The 17,171-nt window shown below is 71.7% G+C and carries 13 protein-coding genes and 2 pseudogenes; 13 read left to right on the forward strand and 2 right to left on the reverse strand.

Translation table 11 applies throughout. The features are described from left to right. Window positions 1–60 precede the first annotated feature (60 nt). The 4 genes from R2B67_RS24560 (at window position 61) to R2B67_RS24575 (ending at window position 6,085) form a co-directional block, all read left to right on the forward strand. A complete protein-coding gene (locus R2B67_RS24560; protein WP_317821091.1) occupies window positions 61–2,715 on the forward strand; it encodes an alpha/beta fold hydrolase in 2,655 nt (884 codons plus the stop codon). After that, window positions 2,712–3,623: an ABC transporter permease gene (locus tag R2B67_RS24565; protein WP_109977751.1), complete on the forward strand. Its 912-nt coding sequence runs from the start codon at window positions 2,712–2,714 to the stop codon at window positions 3,621–3,623. The genes R2B67_RS24560 and R2B67_RS24565 overlap by 4 nt, the downstream gene beginning before the upstream one ends. A gap of 284 nt (window positions 3,624–3,907) precedes the next feature. Then, window positions 3,908–5,470, forward strand: a complete 1,563-nt coding sequence (locus R2B67_RS24570) for a vWA domain-containing protein (RefSeq protein WP_317824953.1) — start codon at window positions 3,908–3,910, stop codon at window positions 5,468–5,470. A 147-nt stretch (window positions 5,471–5,617) separates the two neighbouring features. Further along, window positions 5,618–6,085 carry an anthrone oxygenase family protein gene (locus R2B67_RS24575; RefSeq protein ID WP_128846160.1) on the forward strand — a complete coding sequence of 156 codons (468 nt, stop codon included), beginning with the start codon at window positions 5,618–5,620 and terminating at the stop codon, window positions 6,083–6,085. A gap of 18 nt (window positions 6,086–6,103) precedes the next feature. Here R2B67_RS24575 and R2B67_RS24580 read toward each other — a convergent pair whose 3' ends face one another. Further along, the gene (locus R2B67_RS24580; protein ID WP_317821094.1) at window positions 6,104–6,979 is read right to left on the reverse strand and encodes a peptidoglycan-binding protein; all 876 of its coding nucleotides are present in this window, start codon (window positions 6,977–6,979) and stop codon (window positions 6,104–6,106) included. A gap of 384 nt (window positions 6,980–7,363) precedes the next feature. On the opposite strand from R2B67_RS24580, the gene R2B67_RS24585 reads away from it, so the two are divergent. From R2B67_RS24585 to R2B67_RS24605, 5 genes and pseudogenes are all read left to right on the forward strand, one after another. Further along, window positions 7,364–8,023 (forward strand): sensor histidine kinase, encoded by a 660-nt coding sequence (locus R2B67_RS24585; protein ID WP_317821096.1) that lies wholly within the window; start codon window positions 7,364–7,366, stop codon window positions 8,021–8,023. After that, window positions 7,987–8,295, forward strand: a pseudogene (locus tag R2B67_RS24590) (response regulator transcription factor); the annotation flags it as partial. The gene R2B67_RS24585 and the pseudogene R2B67_RS24590, both read left to right, overlap by 37 nt. A gap of 59 nt (window positions 8,296–8,354) precedes the next feature. Then, window positions 8,355–9,077, forward strand: a pseudogene (locus R2B67_RS24595) (ATP-binding cassette domain-containing protein); the annotation flags it as partial. After that, window positions 9,074–9,829, forward strand: a complete 756-nt coding sequence (locus tag R2B67_RS24600) for an ABC transporter permease subunit (protein ID WP_317821097.1) — start codon at window positions 9,074–9,076, stop codon at window positions 9,827–9,829. The pseudogene R2B67_RS24595 and the gene R2B67_RS24600, both read left to right, overlap by 4 nt. A 294-nt stretch (window positions 9,830–10,123) precedes the next feature. Further along, window positions 10,124–10,858, forward strand: coding sequence for a response regulator transcription factor (locus tag R2B67_RS24605; RefSeq protein ID WP_317821098.1), 735 nt, complete (start codon window positions 10,124–10,126; stop codon window positions 10,856–10,858). A 69-nt stretch (window positions 10,859–10,927) separates the two neighbouring features. Here the strand turns inward: R2B67_RS24605 and R2B67_RS24610 are convergent, their stop codons facing one another. Beyond that, window positions 10,928–11,842, reverse strand: coding sequence for a helix-turn-helix domain-containing protein (locus R2B67_RS24610; protein WP_317821100.1), 915 nt, complete (start codon window positions 11,840–11,842; stop codon window positions 10,928–10,930). A gap of 382 nt (window positions 11,843–12,224) precedes the next feature. Between R2B67_RS24610 and R2B67_RS24615 the strand changes: the two genes are divergently transcribed. From R2B67_RS24615 to R2B67_RS24630, 4 genes are all read left to right on the forward strand, one after another. Continuing rightward, on the forward strand, window positions 12,225–13,205 hold the full coding sequence (locus tag R2B67_RS24615; RefSeq protein ID WP_317821103.1) for a Gfo/Idh/MocA family protein: 981 nt from the start codon (window positions 12,225–12,227) through the stop codon (window positions 13,203–13,205). 135 nt (window positions 13,206–13,340) lie between these two features. Further along, complete coding sequence (locus R2B67_RS24620; RefSeq protein ID WP_026241362.1) at window positions 13,341–14,546, forward strand: dTDP-4-dehydro-6-deoxyglucose aminotransferase; 1,206 nt, start codon at window positions 13,341–13,343, stop codon at window positions 14,544–14,546. After that, the gene (gene desII / locus R2B67_RS24625) at window positions 14,543–15,994 is read left to right on the forward strand and encodes a dTDP-4-amino-4,6-dideoxy-D-glucose ammonia-lyase (protein ID WP_239475935.1); all 1,452 of its coding nucleotides are present in this window, start codon (window positions 14,543–14,545) and stop codon (window positions 15,992–15,994) included. Before R2B67_RS24620 ends, desII begins: the two co-directional genes overlap by 4 nt. Window positions 15,995–16,048: 54 nt before the next feature. Beyond that, a complete protein-coding gene (locus tag R2B67_RS24630) occupies window positions 16,049–17,170 on the forward strand; it encodes a DegT/DnrJ/EryC1/StrS family aminotransferase (RefSeq protein WP_317821105.1) in 1,122 nt (373 codons plus the stop codon). Window position 17,171 lies beyond the last annotated feature (1 nt).

Raw genomic sequence — 17,171 nt, forward strand, 5'->3', positions numbered from 1 at the left:
GCTGCCCACCTCCCCCTGGCGGCAGGCAAGGGGGTTGCGTCCTCCGTTTAGGGTCGAGGGATGGAGACCCCTACTGTTCGATGGCGGCGCCTGCTGCCCCGCACCCCTGGCCGGTGGGCCGCGGTCGTGGCCGCGCTCGCCGTGCTCGTGGGCGGCGGCACCTGGACCGCCGTCGCCGACGACGGCCCGCCCGCCGTGCAGCGCGAGGACCGGATGCTGCGGCCGGGCGGAGTGCCGATCGACACCTCGTACTTCACCGCCGGAGGTTCCGGTAAGCGGCCCGCCGTCCTCATCGGCCACGGCTTCGGCGGCAGCAAGAACGACGTACGGGCCCAGGCCGAGAAGCTGGCGGCCGACGGATACGCGGTGCTGACCTGGTCGGCGCGCGGGTTCGGCAAGTCGGGCGGGGCGATCTCGCTCAACGACCCCGACGGCGAGGTCAAGGACGTCTCCGGGCTCATCGACTGGCTGGCGAAGCGCCCCGAGGTCCAGCTGGACAAGAAGGGTGACCCCCGGGTCGGCCTCACCGGCGCCTCCTACGGCGGGGCCGTCTCCCTGCTCGCCGCCGGGCACGACCAGCGGGTCGACGCCATCGCACCCGTGATCACGTACTGGAACCTGGCCGACGCCCTCTTCCCCGACGGGGTCTTCAAGAAGCTCTGGGCCGGCATCTTCATCACCACCGGCGGCGGCTGCGAGAAGTTCGAGAAGAAGCTCTGCGAGATGTACGAGCGGGTCGCCGTCAGCGGCAAGCCCGACGCGGCCGCGACGAAGCTGCTCACCGAGCGCTCGCCCTCCGCCGTCGCCGACCGCATCAAGGTGCCCTCGCTCCTCCTCCAGGGACAGTCCGACTCCCTCTTCCCGCTCGGCCACGCCGACGCCATGCAGAAGGCGATCAGCGCCAACGGCGCACCCGTCTCCGTCGACTGGATCTCCGGCGGCCACGACGGCGGCGACAACGAGACACCCCGGGTCGAGGGGCGCGTCGGGGCCTGGTTCGACCGGTACCTGAAGGAGGAGACCGGCACCGACACCGGACCCGCCTTCCGCGTCACCCGCACCGGAGGCATCGACTCCACCGACGGCGCAGCCCTCAAGCGCGGCGCGAGCAGCGACACCTACCCGGGGCTGCGCAGCGGCGGCCGCGAGATCCCGCTCGGGGAGGGGACGAAGACGTTCCGCAACCCCGCCGGCTCCGCCCCGCCCGCCATCTCCGCCGTACCGGGCGTCGGCGGCGGGCTCTCCCAGCTCTCCTCGCTCGGCGTCGGGCTCTCGCTCGACTTCCCCGGGCAGTTCGGCCGCTTCGAGTCGGCCCCGCTGGCCACCTCCGTACACGTCACCGGCACGCCGACCGCCCGCGTGACCGTCAAGGCGACCGAGGGCCGCGACGCGGTGCTCTTCGGCAAGGTGTACGACGTGTCGCCGGACGGCCGGCAGCAGGTGCTGCCCTCCCAGCTCGTCGCCCCCTACCGGATCACCCCCGACCAGCAGGGCAAGCCGATCGAGCTGGCGCTGCCCGCCGTGGACCACGAGTTCGACGCCGGGCACCGGATGCGGCTCGTCTTCTCCGCGACCGACCTCGGGTACGCCTCCCCGGCCGAGCCCGCCACGTACACCGTGACCGCCGACGGACCGCTGACCGTCCCCACCGCACCCGCCGTGAAGACCGCGGCCGCCGCCCTCCCCTGGTGGACCTGGGGCCTCCCGGCCGCCGCCCTCGTCATCGCGGCCGCCCTCCTCATCACCGCGCGCCGCCGCACCGCCACCCCGGCGCCGGACCCCGAACTCACCGACGTACCGCTCCAGATCACCGGGCTCTCGAAGAAGTACGCGAAGTCCGTCGACCGGTACGCCGTGCGCGAGCTCTCCTTCCGCGTCGAGAAGGGCCAGGTCCTCGGACTCCTCGGCCCCAACGGGGCGGGCAAGACGACCACCCTGCGCATGCTCATGGGGCTCATCACCCCCGACGAGGGCGAGATCCGCGTCTTCGGGCAGGCCATCCGCCCCGGAGCCCCGGTCCTCTCCCGCGTGGGCGCCTTCGTCGAGGGCGCGGGCTTCCTGCCGCACCTCTCCGGGCGCGCCAACCTGGACCTGTACTGGCAGGCCACCGGCCGCCCCGCCGAGGACGCTTACATCGACGAGGCCCTGGAGATCGCGGGCCTCGGCGACGCGCTCGCCCGAGCCGTACGGACGTACTCCCAGGGCATGCGGCAGCGGCTCGCCATCGCGCAGGCCATGCTCGGCATGCCGGACCTGCTCATCCTCGACGAGCCGACCAACGGGCTGGACCCGCCGCAGATCCGCGAGATGCGGGACGTGATGATCCGTTACGCGGCCGGGGGCCGGACCGTCATCGTCTCCAGCCACCTCCTCTCCGAGGTGGAGCAGTCCTGCACCCACCTGGTCGTCATGGACCGGGGCCGGCTCGTGCAGGCCGGACCGGTCGCCGAGATCACCGGATCCGGCGACATGATCCTGGTGACCACGGCCGAGGAGGTGTCCGAGCCGCTCGCCGAGAAGGTCGCGTCCCTGCCCGGCATCGGCTCCGCCGTCCGCCTCGACGACGGGCGCAGTCTCCTCGTCCGCCTCGACGGCGCCACCACCTCGCGGCTCGTCGCCGACCTGGTCCGGCTCGACGTCCCGGTCACCGGCGTCGGCCCGCACCGCCGCCTGGAGGACGCCTTCCTCACCCTGATCTCCGGAGGAGCAGCATGAGCGCCCCCGTACAGCCCCCCGAGGCCCGGGTGGAGGCCGAGCACCCGGAAGCCGCCGGCTACCGCGCCGGGCGCACGCTCCCCCTCCGCGTCGAGGCCATGCGGCAGCTGCGGCGCCGCCGCACCCTGCTCATGGCCGGAATCCTCACCGCCCTCCCGTTCATCCTGATCGCCGCCTTCGCGATCGGCGGCACCCCGGACGGCGAGGACGGCGGCGGGGGAGGCCGGGGCGGCAGCCGGATCAACCTGATGGACGTGGCGACGGAGTCCGCCGCGAACTTCGCCGCCACCTCCCTCTTCGTTTCGGCCGGCTTCCTGCTGGTGATCCCGGTGGCCCTGTTCTGCGGGGACACCGTGGCCTCCGAGGCGAGCTGGTCCTCGCTGCGCTACCTGCTGGCCGCACCCGTGCCCCGCGTACGGCTGCTCTGGTCCAAGCTCGTCGTCGCGCTCGGCTTCAGCCTCGCCGCGATGGTGCTCCTGCCGGTCGTCGCGCTGGCGGCGGGCACGGCGGCGTACGGGTGGGGGCCGTTGAAACTGCCCACCGGGGGAGCGCTGGCCGCCGGGGACACCATCCCGCGCCTCGCCATCGCCGTGGCGTTCATCTTCGTCTCCCAACTGGTCACGGCGGGCCTGGCGTTCTGGCTGTCGACAAAGACGGACGCCCCGCTCGGCGCGGTCGGCGGCGCGGTCTTCCTCACCATCGTCGGCAATGTGCTCGACGCGGTCACCGCGCTCGGCTCCTGGCGCGACTTCCTGCCCGCGCACTGGCAGTTCGCGTGGGCCGACGCGCTCCAGCCGGAGCTGGAGTGGGGCGGCATGATCAAGGGGGCGGCGATCTCGGTGACGTACGCCCTGATCCTGTTCGCTCTGGCGTTCCGCGGGTTCAGTCGTAAGGACATCGTGTCCTGAACCTGATGTTCCGCGGTTTCGGCGGCCGCGAAGGCGTCCCGCCCGGCCCCGTATGACCCCCGCCCGGCCTCTGTTGCCGCATCGAGATGGTTCCGCAACGCTTTCGTCGACTCCGGTCGGCGGCCCCGTACGTCACATTCACAGGTGTCGGAGACAGGAACGCGACACCGTGATGACGTGGGGGGTTACGGATGGACCAGCGAAACGGCAAGCGATCAGGGGTACGGGCGGGGGGCCGGGCAGGGGCCCGGCCCGGGGCGGTGGCGCTTCTGCTCGCGGGCGGAATGATGCTCACCGCGTGCAGCGCCGGCGGGTCGTCGGACGGCACTGCCGCCGACAAGCGCTCCGGCGCACGCCCGGCGCAGGGCGCGACCGGCGGCGACCGGTCCGCACCCGATGCGGCGGCACCGGAGAAGGGCAGGCAGTCCGAGGAGAGCGGGGACACGGCCGAGCCGGACCTCGCCGCCCCGGACTACCTCTCCACCTTCGCCCTGGACGTCGACACCGCCAGCTACGGCTACGCACGCTCCACCCTCGGCGACGGCAGGCTGCCCGACCCGGTGAACGTACGGCCCGAGGAGTTCGTCAACAGCTTCAAACAGGGGTACGAGCGTCCGAAGGGCAACGGCTTCTCCGTCACGGTCGACGGAGCCCGGATCCTTAACGGCTCCGGATCCGGCTCCGGCCCCTCCGACTGGTCGCTGCTCCGCGTCGGACTGGCCACCAAGGCCGCCCCGCCGAGCAGCGAACGCCCGCCGGCTTCGCTGACGTTCGTCGTCGACATCTCCGGTTCCATGGCCGGCCCGGGCCGCCTGGGACTGGTCCAGAAGTCCCTGAACATCCTCACCGACGAGCTGCGCGACGACGACTCCGTCTCCCTCGTCACCTTCAGCGACGAGGCCGAGACCCGGCTCCCGATGACCCGCCTCCAGGGCAACCGGAACAAGATCCGGGACGCGGTGGAAGCCATGGAGCCCGCGCAGTCCACCAATGTGGAGGCGGGGATCATGCGCGGTTACGAGCAGTCCGTCAAGGGTCACCGCAAGGGCGTGAACAACCGGGTGGTGCTGCTCTCCGACGCCCTCGCCAACACCGGCGACACCAACGCCGACAGCATTCTGGAACGGATCGACTCCGCCCGCCGCGAGTACGGCATCACCCTCTTCGGGGTCGGCGTCGGCAGCGACTACGGCGACGCGTTCATGGAGCGGCTCACCAACCGGGGCGACGGCCACACCACGTACGTCGGTGACGAGGAGCAGGCCCGCAAGGTCTTCGTCGACCAGCTGCCCGCCCACATCGAACTCCGGGCGCGCGACGCCAAGGCCCAGGTCGCCTTCGACCGCCGCAACGTGAAGCAGTTCCGGCTGATCGGCTACGAGAACCGCAAGGTCGCCGACGAGGACTTCCGCGACGACAGCGTCGACGGCGGCGAGGTCGGCCCCGGCCACACGGTGACCGCGCTCTACGCCGTACGGCTGCGCGAGGGCGCCTCCGGCGAGGTGGCGAAGGCGACCGTGCGCTGGCTCGACCCCAAGACCCGCAAGGCGTCCGAGGAGAGCGGCTCGGCGCGGACCGGCACGATCGACGGCAGGCTGTGGGGCGGGGAGTCGCAGCGGCTCCAGGTGGCGGCCGTGGCGGCGTACTTCGCGGACACCCTGCGCGGCGGTGACCTGCCCGGCACGCCCACGCTGCGCGAACTGGCCTCCCGGGCCGGGAAGCTGGCGACCGATACCGAGGACGAATCCGTACGGAAGCTGGCGACGGCGATCGGCCAGGCGGAGGCGCTCAGGAACGGGACCGAGCCGGAGGACGGGGGCGACGAGGGCGAGGGGGAGATCGGCTGAGCCGCTCGGCACCGTGACGGGCGTTCGCACAGTCAGGCGCAACGATGACGGCGGGTCGGCGTTCGCACGGCCAGGCGCAACCATGACGGCGGGACCGCCTTCGCACAGTCAGGCGAAATGCGGCTGTGCGAACGGCGGTCACCGGTCATGATGACCGCCATGACCTCCCTCTTCCTGGTGCTCTCCGTGATCGTCACCGGCCTCTACGCGGGCTTCATGCTGACGTTCCTGATCGCGATCATGCCCGGCCTCGCGGAACTGACGGACGAGCAGTTCACCGCGGCGATGCGCCGCTTCAACGAGAAGGTCCCCGGCCCTCTCTTCCTCGTCCTCTTCCTCGGCGTGGTCGCCCTGCCCGCCGCCGCGCTCTTCACCGGGCTCGGCGAGCACGACGAGGTGGCGGGCCCCGCGCTGGTGGGGGCGCTCGTCTGCGTGGTCGCCGGTCACCTGGTCACGATCGCCGGGAACATCCCGCTCAACAACGCGCTCGCGAAGTCGGAGGGCGGCGACGACAGCGCCGCCCGTCAGGCCTTCGAACCCCGCTGGAACACCTTCCACCAGGTTCGCACCGCCTTCGTGCTGGCGGCGTGCGTCCTGCTGGCCATCGCGCTGTGACCGACTCGCTCGCGGGGCTCACACGTTGGGCACCTTGAGCCGGTCCCAGCTGCTCTTCCCCGGGATGCCGTCCGCGGCGGTGCCCGTGTAGCCCAGCTTGCGCTGCCAGGCGGCGTACGAGTTGCGGTCCGCCGTGGACCAGGCCGGGCCGGGTCCCACTGTGTACCGCCCGCAGCCCTCGGCCACCAGGCGCTTGCCCATCGCCGTGACGATCGGGCTCTTACGGCCGGCCGTGAAGAAGGACGCCCCGGGGAACGGCTCGTACGTCGGTTTCGGAGGCGGCTGGGAGGGCCCGTCCGGCGAACCGTCCAGCCGCTTGCCGATCCGGGTGCGCATCGAGCTCATGGTGAAGCCGCGCGGGTCGACCTTGCCCGGCTGCCACTCCAGGTGCCCGATCACCGACCGCTCGCCCCAGCCGTGCGCACGGCAGACGGCGGCGGCGGCCCGCTCGATCGCCAGCAGCTGGGCGGCGGGCCAGGGATCCTTCCCATCCCCGAGGTTGACGCACTCGAAGCCGTAGAAGTACCGGTTGCCGTCGGTGTTGGCCTCGTTGTCCGGCGGCAGGGCCTTCTCCGCGATGACGGCACGCAGGACGTCGTCGTCGCCGAGCCCGGCGTGGTTGGCGCGCCCGTTCCCCACGAGGTGGACGGTCCCGTCCTTGGCGATGACCCCGTGGCAGAGGGGGCCGGGGAGGGCGGAGTGGCCGTTGTAGCAGAGCTCGACGGAGGAGGCGGTGCCGGATGTGACGGTGTGGTGGATCATGACACCGTGCGTCGGGCCCCAGGGCCCCTTGTGATTCCGGTTGTTCGTACGCCAGCTCCGGTGTTCGACGACGTGGAGGCCTTCGTCGCGGAGGGCTTTGAGCAGCTTGTCGGCGGACAGCGGCGTCGCCATCGTGGCGCTCCTTTCCAGGTGGTGCGTGGGTTCGCAGGGGTGTTCGGCGGGTGGAGGGCAGGCTCGGATACCGGACGGCACAACGAAGTTGCGCTCGCCCGAACGGGTTTGCGGAGAGGTGGGGGGCGCCCAGCGACGGGATTCCGCCTACGGGCCGTACAGGATCGATTTGCCCGTTCTTGCGCTGCCCTGAACGTCATCCCGTACCGAACGTTTCGTCGGCCCTCCACTCTTCTGCTGCGGATTGCGCTTAGGGGGAGGGGAGGGGCGGATGGGGCGGGAGTTCCCCTCCCGTCGTCATGCCGGCATCACCCCTGCCGTACTCCCGCCGTACTCCCGTCGTCGTATGCGCCCGGCGCCCCCGGCTCCTACGGTGAGGGGGTGATGACCTTCGACCGCCTCGCCGCCCGCGTGCGCGCCCTGCCGCCGCTCGTCGCGGATCTGGCGGTGGTGGCGGTGGTGGGCCTGTTCACCGCGTCCGACGTGGCGGTGAACGACCCCGGCTACCGGCAGGACGACGCGCTCACCTGGGTCCTGCTCGTGGTCTCGCTCGCGGCACTGGTCTTCCGCCGCCGTCGGCCCGTCACGGTGGCGTGCGTGACCGGGGCGGCGTGCGCCGGATGGGCGAAGGAGGCGGTACGGGAGCTGCGCGCCACGCTCTCCGTCCTGCGCGAGACGGAGTCCACCGCCCCGGCGCCCCGCCTGGACCAGCTGGCCGAGCTGGTGGAGGGGGTCGAGGCGGGCGGCGTACGGGTGGCTCTGCGCCGGACCCCGTCGGGCGCCGCCTACCCGGCGGTCGTCGAGGCGACCGCGTACCGCATCGTGCAGGAGGCACTGACCAACGTGATCAAGCACTCGGGGGCCGGGCGGGTCGCGGCGTCGCTGACCGGCACGGACACCGCCCTGCACATCGAGATCGTGGACGACGGCCCCCCGCGCTCGGAGCCCTCCGCTCCCGATGCCGCCGACGGCTTCGGTCTGATCGGCATGCGGGAGCGGGTGCTCGCGTCGCCGAGGGCCGGAGCCTGCTCGCCCCGGCCGTGACCCGCAGGGTGATCGAGGAGTTCGCGCGGCTGAAGGCCCCGGAGGCGGCGGGCGCGGAACGGCTCGACGTCCTCACCGGCCGGGAGCGCGAGGTGATGGCGCTGGTCGCCGGGGGCCTCAGCAACGAGGAGATCGGCAGGGAGCTGGTCATGAGCCCGCTGACGGCGAAGACCCACGTCAGCCGGACCATGACGAAGCTGGGCGCCCGCGACCGGGCCCAGCTGGTGGTGCTGGCGTACGAGACGGGCCTGGTCAGACCGGGTGACCACTGAGGGAGCCGGGCCTACTCCACAGGAAGTAGTCGCGGACTCCCACCGAGGGATTCGCATCCCCCGCCCCGCTCGTAGGCTCGCTGCTCGACGCCAAGGGCGTCCACGGCGGCCGCTCCGCCTACCACCACCTGGCCGGCCTCGCCGCGAGCAACGGCATCCCGCGCCGCCGCGTCGACGAGGTGCTCGACCTGGTCGGCCTGCCCGCCGCGACGGCCCGCCGGCGCGCCAAGGGCTTCTCGCTCGGCATGGGCCAGCGGCTCGGCATCGCGGCCGCGCTGATCGGCGACCCGGAGGTGCTGATCCTCGACGAACCGGTCAACGGCCTCGACACCGAGGGGATCCGCTGGATCCGCGAACTGATGAGGTCCCTGGCGGCGGAGGGCCGTACGGTCTTCCTCTCCAGCCACCTCATGAGCGAGATGGAGCTCACGGCCGACCACCTCATCGTGATCGGCCGGGGCCGGCTCATCGCGGACACCACGATGCGCGACTTCATCGAGACCAACTCCCGCGCCCACACCCTCGTACGCACCCCCGAACCGGAGAAGCTCCGCGCTCTGCTGGAGTCGGCGGGGGCACAGGTCCGCCTGGACGCCACGGGCGGCTGGCGGGTGGACGGCCCGGACGCGGCCGCGATCGGGAACCTGGCCCGCGACCACGGCCAGGCCATCCACGAACTGACATCCACGCGCTCCTCGTTGGAGGAGGTCTACACGGCGCTGTCGCAGTCGTCGGTGGAGTACCGGACCGAGAACCAGAAGGAGAAGGAGGCAGCCCGATGACGACGCTGACGCTCGGATCCCAGGCCCTGTCCTACGAGTGGATCAAGTTCCGCAGCGTGCGCTCAACGGTGTGGACGACGGTGGCGACCGCCGTACTCCCCCTCCTGGGCGCGGTGTTCGTCGCGGCCACCGGCAGCCTCCAACCCGACGACACCGTCCTCGGCGGCAGCCTCACGCTCTCCGTCGTGGCCCAGATGCTGGCGGCGGTGGTGGGCGCGCTGGTGGTCTCGGGGGAGTACAGCAGCGGCACGATCCGTACGACGTTCGCGGCCGTACCCCGCCGGTCCACGGTGTTCGCGGCCAAGGCGACGCTGGTGGCGGCCGTGATGTACGTCGTCGCGCTGCTCTCCTGCTCGGCGGCGTACCTGGTAGGGGACGCGATGCTGCCGGAGGGCCGCTACGCCCAAGGCGAGCCGCTGCCCGCCCTGTTCGGCATCGCCGCGTCCTTCGCGGTGGCGGCGGCGCTGGGCCTGGCGGTCGGCACCCTGGTCCGCCACTCCGCCGGCGCGGTCACGACGGTGATCGGCGTACTGCTCCTGCCGTCCCTCTTCGGCCCCCTTTTCGGGAACGCCGAACGCTGGATCGCCGGCCTCTCCCCGACGGCGGCCCTGGAGAAGCTCACCCAGACCTCGGACGCCACCGCCGACACGGTGGGCAGCCTGGGCCCCTGGCCCTCCCTGCTCCTGGTCACGGCCTGCACGACGGCTCTTGCCCTGGCCGCGCTGGTGCTGCTCCGGCGACGGGACGCGTGAGAGCGACCCCGGATGGTGCATACGGCTTTCGGGTTGCCCTCCATCGTGGTGACGTGGATCACGCGGTACCTCCTTGAACCCGCAACTTCCCGCTGCATAGCATCTGGTAACGGTAGAGTAAATTCCGTTGAATGGACATAGAAGGCGTTATGTAAAAGAAATCGATGGCCGGTATTTCTGCGAATGGTGTCGGACGAGCCTAAGGGCCATTAAATGGTCCGGGTGAATATTCCGCGAAATATTCGGGAAATCGCTGATCGGGGTGGCGCGGGGCAACGTTTCGTCTGATGGTTGATGAGGGGGAGACAACGGGTGAAGGCGGAATGGGTACTCATAGTCGAGGGGGATCCGGAAGCGGCTCAAGAGCTTTCCGACAACCTCCAGCGCAATGGCTATTCGGTCCGATGGGCTCGGACCGGTGAGCAGGCACTCCACATGCACGGCGAGGCCGATCTGGTTTTGCTGACGCTTGACCTGCCGGATGTCGACGGTCTGGAAGTCTGCCGGGCCGTGCGGGCGACCGGCCGTGCGCCGGTCATCGCGTTCACCGAGGGTGCGTCGGAACTCGACCGGGTCCTCGGACTCCAGGCGGGCGCCGACGACTGCATGGACAAGCCGTACGGGCTCCGCGAACTGCTCGCCAGGATGGAGGCGGTCCTGCGACGTACCCGGACGACTGCGGAGCCGCCGGCTCCGCAGTCGATCGGCCTGGGTTCGCTCTGGATCGACGCCGTGGCCCGCGAGGTGTGGCTCCACGGCGAGCGGATCGAGATGACCCGCAAGGAGTTCGACCTGCTCTACCACCTCGCCAGCCGGCCCGGCGAGGTCACCTCGCGGGCGGAGCTGATGGCCGAGGTCTGGGAGGTGCCCGAGGCCCACACGCTGAACATCCGGGCCAGCCGCACCATCGACACGCACATCAGTGCGCTCCGCAGCAAGCTCGGCAACGACATCTGGATCACGACGGTGCGGGGCGTCGGGTTCCGCTTCTGTGCCGGCCAGGGCCTCGCGTGCGGATCGGGGCCGTGAGCGCGGCCGCGTCGGGGGGCCGGGTCCCGGCCCCCCGGGTGCGGCCGCGTCCGGACGTCGTGGGTGCTCTCAGTCCGCCGGGCCCGGCCGGCGGCGGGCGTCCAGCGTCCGCAGGACATCGCCCTCGTGGTAGTACGTACGCCCCTGGTGGCCGCGCCGCCGCCACCCCTGCTCGCTGGCCATGCGGTACACGCTGCCGGGTGCGACCTTCCAGAGCGTGCTGATGTCCGCGGCGGTCAGCCAGGCCGGCGCGGTCCTCCTCGCCGGGCCCCCCGGAGCCGGGGCGGAGGCCGCCTTCTCCCGCACGCGCTGCCCCAGCCGTACCCACTCGCCCGCGGACCAGCGATGGCTGCGGTCGGCGTCGCAGCGGACATCCGTGGAGCCCTCGCCGGCGCCACCGGGGAGCACACGCGCCCGCAGCGTGCCCGGGCAGCCGGTCTCCGGGCAGGTCCCCACCGGCGCCCTGCGGTGACGGTCCGGCTCGGCGACCCGCCGGGCCGTTCGCACCAGGCCGGCCGCCTCGCGTGAGGCGTCCGGCGCCGCCGGGTGCCGGCACAGCCAGTCCAGGTGGAGCTGGAGGAAGGCCGCGAGGGCTCGGGGGTCACGGGCGGGCGGGGGCAGCCTGCGCTCCTCGGAGACCAGGCCGGCCCAGGCGCCGAGCACGTGGACCACCGCGGCCCGGGCGTCCGCCGCCGCCGTGTTGAACGGCATGCCGGGCAGCGGGCCGCCCGAAGTCCTCTCGTAGGGGCCCTCGCTCGTCCTCCCACCGCCCAGGACCTCTCCGCAGGCCTCATGGAGCGTCGGCAGCCGCCGCAGGTCGTCGAAGAGGCCGGCCCGGCAGCGCGCGCAGATCCCGTCGCCCGCCGCCAGGGGGTGGCGGTGCTCCGTCTCGCGTGCCGCACAGGCGGCTCCCCCGCACAACGCGGCCCCCGCGGACGTCCGCCCTTTTATGCCGGTCTCCGTCGATACCCGTTTCGCTGCCACGTTACGTGTCCCCCGTCGCGTTCTGTGAGTCCCTGCCCCATCCCGGGTCAGGGGCGGTAGCGAATGTATGAGGTGGCGCGAGTGAAGGCAACAGTCTTATGGACTTCACGCCACTTTGCGTTCGCTTGACATATTCTTATAGCTTCTCTTGAAGTGCGCCCTTGACTTCGGTCTCGTCTCCGAAGAAGCTAATCAATAGCTTCAGAAGAACTGTGGACGAGGTCACGTGCCCCGGGTTTCCGGCTATGGGCCGTCGGTCACGGAAGTGCCACCCGCTTATTTTTTGCCATGAACCATTTCTTTTCCCCGAGCTGCCGCTTACTGCAGAATAATTGACAGGCCGAGGCCCCGGCGCAATTGCTCCGAGCGGAAAGACACGGATATGAGAAAGCTCCCCGCCCCCGTGCGGATCGGTGTGCTCGGTTGCGCCGAGATCGCCCGCCGCCGGATCCTGCCCGCCTTCGGCGCGCTCCCCGATGCCCGGATCACGGCCGTTGCCAGCCGCAGCGCCGACAAGGCGGCGGGCCTGGCGCGGGAGTACGGCTGCCGCCCCGTGCACGGGTACGAGGAACTGCTCGAACGGGACGACGTGGACGCGGTCTACGTACCGCTGCCCGCCGCCCTGCACGCCGAGTGGGTCGAGGCGGCGCTGAAGGCCGGCAAACACGTCCTCGCGGAGAAGCCCCTCACGACCGAGTTGCGGAGCACCCACACGCTCCTCGCTCTCGCCCGCGACCTGGGGCTGGTCCTGATGGAGAACATGATGTTCGTCCACCACTCCCAGCACGAGACGGTCCGGGCCATGGTCAGGGACGGCATGATCGGGGAACTGCGCGACTTCCAGGCCTCGTTCGCGATCCCCGCGCTGCCGGACAGCGACATCCGGTACAACGCGGCACTGGGCGGCGGGGCGCTGCGGGAGCTCGGCATCTACCCCATCCGGGCCGCCGTGCACCTGCTCGGAGGGGAGCTGGAGGTGGTCGGGGCGGTGCTCACCGCCGGGGCGGGACGTTCGGTGGAGACCTCTGGCGCCGCGCTGCTGCGCACCCCGCAAGGGGTCACCGCCCAGCTCACCTTCGGGCTGGACCACGCCTACGGGTGCCGGTACCAACTCTGGGGCAGCGAGGGCCGGATCACGCTGGACCGGGCCTTCACGCCCCCCGCGGACCACCGCCCCGTACTGGTCGTGGAGCACCGCTCGGGCGGTAAGGAGGAAAAGGTGCTGGAGGCCGACGACCAGGTGGGCAAGGCGGTCGCCCGGTTCGTGGCGGCGGTGCGGAACGGCAGCGCCCCCGCCGACGAGGACTGCCTGCGGCACGCGGCTCTCCTGGACGAGGTGTACCGGGTGGCCCGCACCACGTGAGCGCACGGCGGCGGGTGCGTGCCGCGCCCCCGCAGGACGGGACCTGCCGACGAGGAGACAGGACATGAGACAGATGACCATGCCCGCACGCGGGCCGGCGCCTTCGACGGGCACGCCGGGCGCCAGGGCGGGGGCGTGAAACGCGGAGTGGGCGACCTCGCGCTCTTCGGAGGCCGCTCCGCCTTCCTGCAGCCCATCTACGTGGGGCGCCCCAGCCATATCGACCGCGGCCGCCTCTTCGAGCGGCTCAACTGGGTCCTCGACAACCAGTGGCTCACCAACGGCGGGCCGCTCGCCCTGGAGTTCGAGGACCGGGTCGCCGAACTCGCCGGTGTGCGCAACTGCGTGGCCACCTGCAACGCCACGACGGCGCTCCAACTGCTCATCCAGGCCTCGGACCTCAGCGGCGAGGTCATCATGCCCTCGCTCACCTTCGCCGCCACCGCCCACGCCGTCCGCTGGGTCGGGCTCGAGCCCGTCTTCGTGGACGTCGACCCGGCCACCGGCGCCATGGACCCCGCCGCCGTGGCCGAGGCCGTGGGGCCGGAGACCGCCGCCATCGTCGGGGTACACCTCTGGGGGCGCCCGTGCGATGTGGACGCCCTGGAGAAGGTCGCCGCCGAGCACGGGCTGCCGCTCTTCTACGACGCCGCGCACGCCATCGGCTGCACCTCGCGCGGCCGGCCCGTCGGCAGCTTCGGCACGGCGGAGGTGTTCAGCTTCCACGCCACCAAGGTCGTCAACGGGTTCGAAGGCGGCGCGATCGTCACCAACGACGACGGCCTCGCCCAGCGGATCCGGGCCCTGCACAACTTCGGCATCGGGCTGACCGGGGTCAGCGCGGCGGGCGGGACCAACGGAAAGATGAGCGAAGCGTCCGCCTCGATGGCGCTCACCTCGCTCGACGCTTTCGACGCCACCGTGCGCCACAACCGCGCCAACTTCGAGCTGTACAGCGCGGAACTCTCCGACGTGCCGGGACTCACCGTCGTACCGCACGACCGGGAGGAGTCCCACAACTACCAGTACGTCGTCGTGCTCATCGACGAGGAGCAGACCGGTATCCGGCGCGACCTGCTGCTGGACGTCCTGGGGGCGGAGAACGTGTCGGCGAAGCCCTACTTCTCACCCCCCTGCCACCAACTGCCGCCGTACAGCGACCGCCGGCCCGTCACCCTCCCGCACACCGAGCGCCTCGCGGCGCAGGTGTTCGCGCTGCCGACCGGGTCGACCGTCTCCCGCGAGGACATCCGGCGGGTCTGCAACGTCGTACGCCTGGCGGTGTCCCGCGGAGCCGAAGTGACATCCCGCCGACGGCGGACGAAGGGAGAACAGGCATGACACCCGTGAAGGGAGACACCGCGCCGCCCCTCGCATTCGGGACGCCGGGTGGAGACAGGGAGGCGGCGTCGGCCGTGCGGGCGCTGCTGCTCGCGGGCGGCCACGGCCCGCCCGAGGAGGCCGGCCGGACCGCGGAGCGGCTCACCGCGCTGGGAGGGCACTACAGCAACCGGCCGTTCACCCCCCTCGAAGAGGTGCGGCAGCGGCTCGGCCTGGACGGCGACGCCTTCCGCCGGCTGCTGGACCTGTTCGGACGGATACCCGAACTGCGCGAAGCGGTCGTCGCGGGCCCTGCCGGGAAGTACTGGTCGAACACCGTGCTCCCGCTGGAGCGCGAGGGAACGCTGGACGCCGTGCTGGAGGGGAAGCCGGCCCACCCGCACATCGTCGGCCTCTACCCGGGACCGACCTGCATGTTCCGCTGCCACTTCTGCGTCCGGGTGACGGGCGCCCGGTACGCCTCGTCCGCCCTGGACACCGGCAACGAACTGCTCGCCTCGGTCATCGACGGGATGCCGACCGGCAACCCCCACGCCCTCTACGTCTCCGGGGGCCTGGAGCCGCTCACCAACCCGGGGCTCGGCGAACTCGTCACCCGTGCCGCCCGGCGGGGCTTCCGGATGACGCTCTACACCAACTCCTACGCGCTCACGGAGCAGACCCTGACCCGCCAGCCGGGCCTGTGGGACTTCCACGCGGTACGCACCTCCCTCTACGGGCTCGACGACGCGGAGTACGAGGCGACGACCGGCAAGAAGCAGGCGTTCCGCCGCGTGCGGGAGAACCTGGCCGGTTTCCAGCGGCTCCGGTCCGCGCGGCAGCGACCGGTGCGGCTCGGCCTGAACTACATCGTGCTGCCCGGCCGGGCCCACCGGCTGCTCGACCTCATCGACTTCGTCGCCACCCTGAACGCCGCCGCGCCGGACCGCCCCGTCGACTTCCTCAACCTGCGGGAGGACTACAGCGGCCGCCCCGACGGCCGGCTCCCCGCCGAGGAGCGGGCCGAACTGCGCGAAGCCCTGGCCGCGTTCGAGCGGAAGGCGGCGGAGCTGACACCCACCCTGGACATCGACTACGGCTACGCCCTGCACGGCCTCAAGTCCGGGATCGACGCCGAGCTCCCCCGGATCCGGCCCGGGACGATGCGCCCGGGCGCCCACCCCCAGGTCGCAGTCCAGGTCGACCTGCTCGGCGATGTCTACCTCTACCGCGAGGCGGGCTTCCCCGACCTCGCCGGGGCCGACCGCTACATCGCCGGGCGCGTCGCCCCCGACAGGCCCCTGAGCCAGGTGGTGCGGGACTTCGTCTCCGAGGGCCGGCAGATCGCACCGCGGGCGGGCGACGAGTACTTCATGGACGGATTCGACCAAGTGATCGCGGCACGGCTCAACCAGATGGAGGCCGACACCGCCGCGGGCTGGGGGGACAAACGTGGGTTCCTTCGCTGACGGCGCCGAGCGCGCCGCCGACCGTGCCGGTGACCCGGCGGGAAAGGCTGACCGATGACCACACGGGTCTGGGACTACCTGGCCGAGTACGAGAACGAACGCGAGGACCTGCTCGACGCGGTCGAGAAGGTCCTCTCCTCCGGACAACTGGTCCTCGGAGAGAGCGTCCGGGGCTTCGAGGAGGAGTACGCGGCCCACCACGGCGTCGCCCACTGCGTCGGGGTCGACAACGGGACCAACGCGGTGCAGCTCGGCCTGGAGGCGCTGGGCGTCGGGCGCGGGGACGAGGTCATCACCGTCTCCAACACCGCCGCCCCGACCGTCATCGCCATCGACGCCGCGGGAGCCGTACCCGTCTTCGTCGACGTACTGCCGGAAACGGCACTGATGGACACCTCCCAGGTCGCCGCGGCCATCACCGAGCGCACCAAGGCGATCCTCCCCGTCCACCTGTACGGCCAGTGCGTGGAGATGGCACCCCTGCGGGAACTGGCCGACGCCCACGGACTGCGGCTGCTGGAGGACTGCGCGCAGGCCCACGGGGCACGCCACCACGGGCAGCTCGCCGGAACGATGGGGGACGCCGGCGCCTTCTCCTTCTACCCCACCAAGGTGCTGGGCGCCTACGGCGACGCCGGTGCGGTGATCACCGCGGACGACGAGGTCGACCGGGCGCTGCGGCAGCTGCGCTACTACGGCATGGAGGAGGTCTACTACGTCGTCCGGACACCCGGCCACAACAGCCGGCTCGACGAGCTGCAGGCCGAGATCCTCCGGCGCAAGCTGCGCCGCTTCCCGCGCTACGTCGAGGGGCGGCGTGCCGTCGCCGACCGCTACGCCGAAGGCCTGCGGGACCTGACGGGACCGGGCGGGCTCGTGCTGCCGGCCGTGGCACCCGGCAACGACCACGTCTACTACGTCTACGTCGTCCGCCACCCCCGCCGCGACGAGATCATCGAGGAGCTCAAGGGCCACGGCATCGAGCTGAACATCAGCTACCCGTGGCCGGTGCACACCATGAGCGGCTTCGCGCACCTCGGGTACGAGGAGGGCGCACTGCCCGTCACGGAGTCCCTCGCCCAGGAGATCTTCTCCCTGCCGATGTACCCCTCGCTCTCCAAGGACACCCAGGACAGCGTGATCAGCGCCCTCCACTCGGTGCTGGCCACCTCGTGAC

Source organism: Streptomyces cyaneofuscatus (assembly GCF_033109485.1).
Classification (GTDB): Bacteria; Actinomycetota; Actinomycetes; order Streptomycetales; family Streptomycetaceae; genus Streptomyces; species Streptomyces cyaneofuscatus.